This window comes from Streptomyces sp. NPDC004126, from assembly GCF_050275515.1.
Lineage (GTDB): Bacteria > Actinomycetota > Actinomycetes > Streptomycetales > Streptomycetaceae > Streptomyces.
The window spans coordinates 148,417-156,937 of sequence record NZ_JBNNPF010000018.1; the positions used below are offsets into that span (position 1 = coordinate 148,417).

At 74.4% G+C, this 8,521-nt stretch carries 8 protein-coding genes; 2 read left to right on the forward strand and 6 right to left on the reverse strand.

Annotated elements, in window-relative coordinates; translation table 11 throughout:
* Positions 1-25: 25 nt before the first annotated feature.
* Entirely contained in the window at positions 26-1,078 is a 1,053-nt protein-coding gene (locus tag ACQKM2_RS19295) for a LysR family transcriptional regulator (RefSeq protein WP_427711169.1), read from the forward strand.
* On the opposite strand, the gene ACQKM2_RS19300 is transcribed toward ACQKM2_RS19295, so the two are convergent.
* The 3 genes from ACQKM2_RS19300 to ACQKM2_RS19310 form a co-directional block, all read right to left on the reverse strand.
* Positions 973-1,470, reverse strand: coding sequence for a peptidylprolyl isomerase (locus ACQKM2_RS19300; protein WP_427711170.1), 498 nt, complete (start codon positions 1,468-1,470; stop codon positions 973-975). The genes ACQKM2_RS19295 and ACQKM2_RS19300 overlap by 106 nt on opposite strands.
* 196 nt (positions 1,471-1,666) lie before the next feature.
* Positions 1,667-1,852 carry a hypothetical protein gene (locus ACQKM2_RS19305; RefSeq protein WP_362472075.1) on the reverse strand — a complete coding sequence of 62 codons (186 nt, stop codon included), beginning with the start codon at positions 1,850-1,852 and terminating at the stop codon, positions 1,667-1,669.
* 84 nt (positions 1,853-1,936) lie between these two features.
* Positions 1,937-2,617, reverse strand: a complete 681-nt coding sequence (locus ACQKM2_RS19310; protein WP_427711172.1) for a hypothetical protein — start codon at positions 2,615-2,617, stop codon at positions 1,937-1,939.
* Between the two features lie 223 nt (positions 2,618-2,840).
* On the opposite strand from ACQKM2_RS19310, the gene ACQKM2_RS19315 reads away from it, so the two are divergent.
* Positions 2,841-4,211 carry a carbohydrate-binding protein gene (locus tag ACQKM2_RS19315; protein ID WP_427711173.1) on the forward strand — a complete coding sequence of 457 codons (1,371 nt, stop codon included), beginning with the start codon at positions 2,841-2,843 and terminating at the stop codon, positions 4,209-4,211.
* Positions 4,212-4,295: 84 nt separating this feature from the next.
* Here the strand turns inward: ACQKM2_RS19315 and ACQKM2_RS19320 are convergent, their stop codons facing one another.
* From ACQKM2_RS19320 to ACQKM2_RS19330, 3 genes are read right to left on the reverse strand one after another with little or no spacing between them, the layout of a single operon-like run.
* Positions 4,296-5,309 (reverse strand): YdcF family protein, encoded by a 1,014-nt coding sequence (locus ACQKM2_RS19320; protein ID WP_427711174.1) that lies wholly within the window; start codon positions 5,307-5,309, stop codon positions 4,296-4,298.
* Between the two features lie 48 nt (positions 5,310-5,357).
* On the reverse strand, positions 5,358-6,938 hold the full coding sequence (locus ACQKM2_RS19325; protein ID WP_427711176.1) for an N-acyl-D-amino-acid deacylase family protein: 1,581 nt from the start codon (positions 6,936-6,938) through the stop codon (positions 5,358-5,360).
* A 2-nt stretch (positions 6,939-6,940) separates the two neighbouring features.
* A complete protein-coding gene (locus ACQKM2_RS19330) occupies positions 6,941-8,221 on the reverse strand; it encodes an amino acid deaminase (protein ID WP_427711178.1) in 1,281 nt (426 codons plus the stop codon).
* Positions 8,222-8,521: the final 300 nt, after the last annotated feature.

Genomic DNA, 8,521 nt, shown 5'->3' on the forward strand with positions numbered 1-8,521 from the left:
CACAGGTCTGGACCAAGCTCGGACCATGGATCTGGAGCTGAGGCACCTCAAGATCGTCAGAGCCGTCGCGGACGCCGGCAGCCTGACCCGCGCCGCCACCGCCCTCGGGCTCGCGCAACCCGCCCTGAGCGGCCAGCTCAAACGCATCGAGCGGGCCCTGGGCGGCGAACTCTTCGAGCGCGGGCGGGACGGCGTGCGCGCCACCGCGCTCGGCGAACTCGTGCTGGAGCGCGCCCGGGTCCTGCTGCCCGCGCTGTCCGAGCTCCAGGAGGAGGCGGTGCGCTTCGCCCGCGGCGGCGCCGCCGGCTACCGGCTCGGCGGGACCCACGGGCCGCTGCTCGGCGGGCTCGTCGACCGGATCGCCCACCAGGAACCCGGGGTGCCGGTGACCACGTACACGTCCTGGTCGGAACGGGAGATCGCCCAGGGCGTGGCCGCCGGGCGGCTGGACTTCGCGCTGGTCGGGGCCTGCGGCGAGAGCGCCCCGCCGGAGCCGGGCCGGCTCGCCTGGCTGGAGGTGGCCCGGGACCCGGTCCACGTGATGCTGGCCGACGACCACCCGCTGGCCCGCCGCGCGGAGATCGAGCTGGCCGAGCTGGCCGCCGAGGCCTGGACGGACGTACCCGGCGACGGCTGCTTCGGGGACTGCTTCGCCGCGGCCTGCGTCCGTGCCGGGTTCACGCCCGCCTGCGTCTACGAGACCGACACCGCGTCCTGCGTGCACCTGGTCCAGGTCGGCCGGGCCGTCGGGCTGTGCCGGGCCACGTTCCCCGCGACCCCCGGGGTGGTGGCCCGGCCGCTCGCCGGGAGCCCGCTGGTCTGGCGGCACCTGCTGGGCTGGCACCCGGCGGCGCCGGCCGCGGCCCGGGCGCCGGGCGTACTGGCGCACGCCCGGTCCGCGCACGCGGAGGCGCTGGCCCGCTCCTCGGGCGCCGCGGCCGGCGGGCGCACCGCCGCCCGGCCGCCCGCGGATCAGGCCGCCGTCGCCTTCTCGATCACCACCGGGACCAGCGGGACGTCCCCGTGCCCGCCGGCGCGGCCGGTGCGGACGGCGGCGATGGAGTCCACCACGTCCTGACCCGCGCTGACCGTGCCGAAGACGGCGTAGCCCCACCCGGCCGGGGTGGGGGCGGTGTGGTCCAGCGCCGGGTTGTCGGCGGTGTTGACGAAGAACTGGGAGGTAGCCGAGTGCGGGACGCTCGTACGGGCCATCGCCACCGAGTACCGGGTGTTCTTCAGGCCGTTGTCCGCCTCGTTGCGCACCGGCTCGCGCACGGGCTTCTGCCGCATGTCGGCGGTGAAGCCGCCGCCCTGGTTCATGAAGCCGGGGATCACGCGGTGGAAGACCGTGCCGTCGTAGTGGCCGCTCTCCACGTAGGCGAGGAAGTTGGCGACGGTGGCCGGTGCCGCCTCCTCGTGGAGGTCGATGACGATGGTGCCGAGGCTGGTGGTCAGCTTCACCTGGGGCATGAGGGGGTCCGGTCCCTTCGGGTGCGAAACGTGCGTCTCAGCTTCGCAGAGGGTGATGGAGGGGACACGGGGCGGGGGCGGGGCGCCGGTGGGGCGGGGGCGGGGCGCCGTGCGGTGCCGGATCCGGCCGGACACGGCCGCGACCCCGGGGGTGGGCCCGGGGTCGTGGGTTCAGCAGCCTTCGGTCGGGCGGGCGTTACGGGAGGTAGCGCTCGATGACCTGCGGGCCCTCCTTCTCGATCAGCTTCCGCGCCGCTTCGACCCGCTCCGGAGTCGGGTCGTGGCCGGTCGCCATCACCAGGTCCTCGGGGTCGTACGCGCGCTCTCCACCCGTGAAGAGCCGGTCCGACCGGGTGGGCTGCTCGTTCGTTTCACTGTCCATCGGATACCTCCTACGGTGCCCAGGCCCCCATCCTCCGGCCCCGGCCCCAAGAACGCACCTCGGGTGCCCGGGGCCGGGTGCCGGTCAGGGGGTGGCGGGCACGGTGGCCCACTTCCAGGAGGCGCCCTTCTTGAAGTCCTCGGCGGAATCGCCCTGGGGGCTCCAGGCGAGCCGGGTGGGCTGGACCGCCGCCGGCCCGATCCAGATCGAGCACACCGTGTGCGATTCGCCGACGTCCCAGCCCAGGTAGACCGGCGGCACGGGGCAGCCGCCCTCCAGGAAGCCCGAGTGGACGTCCGGCCGCTTGATGACCGGTTCCCCGGTCTCGTCGGTGATCCTCGCGTGGGCGTTCATGTCGGAGTTGACGTAGGAGGGCTTCCCCTCCTTGAGGGTGTACGTCACGTACACGAAGTACGGGGTGTCGCCCAGCTTCTCGTCGAAGTGCCGGTTCTTGAGCATCGCCGGGGTGCCCTTGACGATCTTCTGGACGGTCACCTCGAACTTCCCGCCATCGGTGACGTTGGGTTCGTAGAGCTGCGGGGCCGGCTGCCCGATCGTCAGCGCGGGTCCCCACTGCGCCTTGGGGCTGGCGCTGGGGCTGGGGCTCGCCGGGGCGCCGGCGCCGTCGCCCGCACCCCCGGCCCGGACCGTGCCCGCGTTCCCGGTGGTGTTCTTCCCTCCGCCCCCGTCACCTCCGCAGGCGGTGAGGGCGAGTGCCAGTACGGCGGCCGAGACCCCGTGGAGAGCCGTGGAGCGGCGGTGCATGTGGTTCTTCTTCCCTGACCGAAGTGCCGGGGGAGGGAGACGGATTGAGCCGCTGCCTTCCCAAGTGGCTTGAAACGTACGTACGTCGTGTACATGCTATGCGTCGCCCGGTGGCGGGCCGGGCCCGGCCATAACACCGGGGGAGGGGCCAACCGGCAGCTCCCGTACACCGGTTCGGATTCCTACGGTTTCGGTGACCCCCACTGAACCGAGGAGATCCACCATGCTCAAGCGACACGCCCGCGCGGCGTGTACCGCCCTGGCCGCCGCCGGGCTGCTGCTGGCCGGCGCCGCCGCCGCGGGGGCCGCCACCCCCACCGCGGACCCGGCCGCCCCGCAGAAGTCCGCGACGGCCGCCCTGCGCCCCGGCGACGCACCCGCCGAGCTGCTCACCGCCCTCCAGCGCGACCTCGGCCTGACCCCCACGCAGGCCAAGGACCGGCTCGCCCACGAGGCCGAGGCGGGCGCCACCGCCGCCCGGCTCCGCGACCGGCTCGGCGCCGCCTTCGCCGGTGCCTGGGTCGACGGGGCCGACTCCGCCACCCTGACGGTGGCCACCACCCGCGCCGCCGACGCCGCCGCGATACGCGCGGCCGGGGCGCGGCCGAAGCTGGTCGCCCGCTCCCTGGCCGGCCTGGACGCCGCCAAGGCCGGCCTGGACCGGGCCGCCACCGCCGAGACGCCCGTCCGGTACGTCGACCCGCGCACCAACACCCTCGTCGTCGAGGAGACCCGGCCCGGCGCGGCCGCCGCCCTGCTGGCCGCCACCGGCACCGACCCCGCCCTCGCCACGGTCGTGCGCACCGCCGCGGAGAAGGCCCCGCGCCCGCTGTACGACCTGCGCGGCGGGGACGCGTACTACATGAACGGCCAGGGCCGCTGCTCCGTCGGCTTCCCGATCACCAAGGGCACCACCCAGGGCTTCGCCACCGCCGGCCACTGCGGCCGCGCCGGGACCACCACCAGCGGCTTCAACCAGGTCGCCCAGGGCTCGTTCCAGGCGTCGGTGTTCCCGGGCAACGACATGGCCTGGGTCGCCGCCAACGCCAACTGGACCGCCACCCCGTACGTCAAGGGCAGCGGCGGTGCGAACGTGCAGGTCACCGGCTCCGTCCTGCAGCCCGTCGGCGCCTCCGTCTGCCGCTCCGGATCGACCACCGGCTGGCACTGCGGAACCGTCCAGCAGCACAACACCAGCGTCACCTACCCCGAGGGCACCATCTCGGGCGTCACCCGCACCACGGTCTGCGCCGAGCCCGGCGACTCCGGCGGCTCCTACATCTCCGGCAGCCAGGCCCAGGGCGTGACCTCGGGCGGCTCCGGCGACTGCACCAGCGGCGGCACCACCTTCTTCCAGCCGCTGAACCCGATCCTGTCCGCGTACGGCCTGACCCTCAAGGTCACCGGCTCCGACCCGGGCCCCGGCCCCGGCCCGGAGGACCCGCAGCCCGGCGGCACCTGGAAGGCCGGCACCGTCTACGCGGCCGGGGACACCGTCACCTACGGCGGCGCGACCTACCGCTGCCTCCAGGGCCACCAGGCCCAGACGGGCTGGGAGCCGTCGGTGGTCCCGGCGCTCTGGCAGAAGCTGTAACCGCAGCCCTGACCGCGGGGGACCCGCGAGCAGGGGGTGCCGTGACGACCAAGGGGGGCGTCGCGGCACCCCCGCACGCCGTCCCTACACCACGGCCGACAGGGTGGCCAGGGCGCCGATCGCGACCAGCGCCCCGCAGATCCACAGGTTGACCACCCGGTGCTCCCAGAACACCGCGACGAACTCGCGCAGCAGGGCGCTCGGCAGGAAGTAGCGGGCCGTCGGCGAGCCGAGGACCTGCCCGTTGACCCCCGTCTTGCGGGCCAGCATCGCGGCCCGGAAGGCGTGGAAGTTGTTGGTGACGACCACGCACCGGTAGCCCGGCTTCTCCGCCAGCATGATCCCCTTCGAGAAGAGCATGTTCTCCTCGGTCGTGGCGGAGTTCTCCTCCAGCTTCACGTGCTCAGCCGGGACGCCCTCCGCGATCAGCCAGTCGGCCATCGCCCGTGCCTCGGAGACCCGCTCGTCGGACCCCTTGCCGCCCGAGGTGAGCAGCACCGGCGGGCGCGAGCCTCGGGCCAGCTGGGCCTCGTAGATCTGCTGCCCCTTGCGCAGCCGGGAGGCCAGCAGCGGCGGCACCCGGTCCCCGCCGATCAGGCCGGACCCCAGCATGACCACGTGGTCGACGTCCCCGCGCACCTTGATCCGGCCGTAGAGGAACGCGTAGCCGAGGAAGCACAGGAAGATGAAGGCGACGTAGCCGACGACCAGGGTCAGCGTCGTGGCCATGCCGGTCAGCACGGTGGAGTGGAACATCGGGACGGCGACGAGCAGCGCGATCATCCCGAAGATGCCCAGCCCCGCGAGCATCGACAGCAGGTTGGCCGGGCGCCGGCCCTCCTTGCGGATCATCGTGACGCCGTTGGCGATCAGGAAACCGCCGATCGCCAGCGTGCCGAGCACGGGTCCGGCGAAGGCCAGCGCGAAGATCGGCAGGGCCGCCCACGCGGGCAGGGCCGCCACCTTGAACAGCAGTGCCGCCAGCAGCGTGATGCAGGTCAGGCCGAGCAGTACCGCGTTGCTGAAGCGGCGGCGGTCCTTGAAGGCGCTCACGCAGAAGGCGAGGAAGAGGAGGGCGGGGAGGATGAAGACGGCCATGGCGTTCATCGTATGTGCCGACCGTGAACGCCCGCCGGGACCGAAGTCCTAGCCCGCGAACGGGGTTCTGCGCACCGCCCGCCCGGCCAGGACGTCCGTCCGCCTCCCGTCCCGCATGACGAACCGTCCGTCGATCAGGACGTGCGGGATGCCCGTCGGCAGCGCGCGCGGCCGCTCGTACGTGGACCCGGCCGCGACCGTGTCCGGGTCGAAGAGGACCAGGTCGGCGCGGAAGCCCTCGCGGACGAGTCCCCGGTCGGGCAGCCGCAGCCGCGCCGCCGGGCGGCCCGACAGGTGGGCCACGCACTCCTCCAGGGTCAGCACGCCCAGCTCCCGCACGTAGTGGCCGAGGTAGTGCGGGAAGGTGCCGTGGGCGCGGGGGTGCGGCTTCGCGCCGTGCAGGATGCCGTCGGAGCCGCCGGTGTGGACGGGGTGGCGCATGATCGCCCGGACGTTCTCCTCGTGGCCGACGTGCTGGAGGACGGTCGGGCCGAGCCGGTCGCCGAGCAGCAGCCGCCGCGCGGTGTCCCAGCCGTCGAGGCGGGTGCCGACGTGGCCGCCGTACGCGGGGTCGTTCGTCCCGGAGACCTCCACGGTCGACCAGTCCACCGGTACCCCGTGGCAGCCGTCGGAGCCCTCCACCTCCAGCGCGTACCGGATCCGCCGGGCGGTGTCCTCGTCGCGCAGCCGGGCCAGCAGGGCCTCCGGGCCGCCCGCGTGGGCCCAGCCGGGGAGCAGCGCGGCGAGGGTGGTGCAGCCGGGGGTGTACGGGTAGCTGTCGAGGGTGACGTCGGCGCCGTCGGCGAGGGCCGCGTCGAGCAGGGCCAGCAGTTCGGGGGCCCGGCCCCGGTTCTCCCCGAAGTTCATGGTGGCGTGGGCCAGGTGCAGGGCGCAGCCGGCCTCGCGGGTCAGGGTCAGCATCTCGGCGTAGGCGGCGAGCGCGCCGCGCCCGTACGAGCGGTGGTGCGGGCAGTAGTAGCCGCCGTACCGGGCCACGACCTTGCACAGCTCGGTGAGTTCGGAGCCGTCGGCGTACATGCCCGGGGTGTAGGTGAGCCCGGAGGACAGGCCGACCGCGCCCTGTTCCAGCCCCTCGGCGACGAGCCCGCGCATCCGGTCGAGTTCGGCGGGGGTGGCGGGGCGGTCGTCCCAGCCGAGGGCGTGGGCGCGGACGGTGCCCTGGGGGACGAGGTAGGCGGCGTTGACGGCGGTGCCGTGTCCGCCGTGGGCGCGGTCGAGCCGGTCGAGGTACTCGCCGACGGTCCGCCAGTCGAAGTCGACGTCGTCGCCGGGGCCGTTCCAGCCGGCGATGGCGGTCCGCACGCCGGCCAGGGTCCGTTCGTCGGCGGGCGCGTAGGACAGGCCGTCCTGGCCGAGGACTTCGAGGGTGACGCCCTGGGCGGCCTTGGCGGAGTGGTCCGGGTCGCGGAGCAGCGCGAGGTCGCTGTGGGCGTGCATGTCCGTGAACCCGGGGGCCAGGGCCAGCCCGTGGGCGTCGACGGTCCGCCGTCCGCCGGACGGGAGCCGGCCGACGGCGGCGATCCGGCCCTCGTGCACGGCGACGTCCGCGGTGTACGGGGGCCCGCCCGTGCCGTCGACGACACGGGCGCCCCGGATGACGAGGTCCACGGTTAGAAGAAGGTCCGGACGTAGTCGCCGACCGTGCCGTCGGCCTCGACGACCGGGATCAGCGGCCACTTCTCGAAGATGGTGCAGGGGTGCGACATGCCGAGCGCCACCCAGTCGCCGACCTGCACGTCCTCGGCGGAGCCGGTCTCCAGCCAGGCGTGCTGGTCGGAGAGCTTGACGACGCGGATGCCGGTGGCGGGGCGTTCGGTGCCGTCGAGGGCGTCGCGGACCAGCTCGGCCTCGGGCAGGCCGAGGTCGTAGGCGATGTCGCGCTTGCCGGCGTTGACGAAGGCCTGGGTGGGGGAGGGGCGGGAGACGACCTGGGTCCAGAGCCGGAAGGCGGGGCGCAGTCCGCCCTCCTCGGGAACCCGGTTGAAGGGGGTCAGGCGGCCGTACCAGCCGTGGTCGTGGGAGACGTACGCTCCGGAGCGCAGCAGCTTCAGCACGGGCCGGGACAGCTCGGGCAGTTCCGCGAACACGTCGGCGACGGCGTCGAACCAGGCGGAGCCGCCGGCGCTGAGGACGATCTCCTCGACGTCGGGGCCGAACCGCCCGGCCTTGTCGAACTCGGCGGCGAGCCCGGTGAGCCGGCGCAGCCAGGCGTGCACCTTCTCCGGGTCGGCGTCGGGCACCTCGGCCTCGTAGCCGGCGATGCCGACGAGGCGGAGGGTCTCGGTGGCGGCGACGGCGTCGGCGACGGCCCGGCAGTCCTCGTCGGTACGGGCCCCCGTGCGGGCCCCCTCGCCGGCGCCGAGCTCGACGACGACGTCGACGCGGGCGCCCTGGCCCTGGAGGGCCCGGTCCATGAGCTCGGCGCCGCGCACGGAGTCGACGTAGCAGACGAACCGGAAGCCGGGGTCGGCGAGGAGTTCGGCGGCGACCCAGCGCAGGGCGGCGGGGTCGACGAGCTCGTTGGCGAGGAAGATCCGCGGGATCCCGAAGGCGCGGTAGACGCGGGCCTGGTGGGGGACGGCGGCGGTGATGCCCCAGGCGCCGTGCGCGAGCTGGCGCTCGAACAGCTGGGGGGCCATGCAGGTCTTGCCGTGGGGGGCGAAGGCGAGGCCGTGGCGGGCGGAGTACTCGCCGAGGGCCGCGAGGTTGTGTTCCAGCGCGTCGGCGTCGAGGGTGAGGACGGGGGTGGTGAACCCGCCGGTGTACAGGTCCCGCCCCTGCGCGGCGAGCTCCCCGACGGTGAGGCCGGCCGCCTGGGCGTCCGGGGGCAGGCCCTTGAACCGGTGGTCGACCGGTTCGTCGGCGAGCCGTCGGACTGCGTCGCTGGCCATGGGGTCCTCCTGGGGGTGGTGCGGTTGCGCTGTGCGGTGTGCCTGTGGTCTAACACCCGGGGGGACGGGGGTCAACGTCCCCCCGGTTCCGCCCGGGGCCCGGGACGGCCGCTGCGCGGGGCTGGTCCCCTACCCGCCCTTCCACCGTTCCCCGGGGGCTCCGCCCCCGGACCCCCGCGCCTCAAACGCCGGCGGGGCTATCTATAGCCCGCGCGGCGTTTGAGCGCACCGGGCGCGGAGCGTCCGGTATCGGGGTCAGGGGCGGAGCCCCTGGGAACGGTGGAAGGGCGGGTAGGGGAC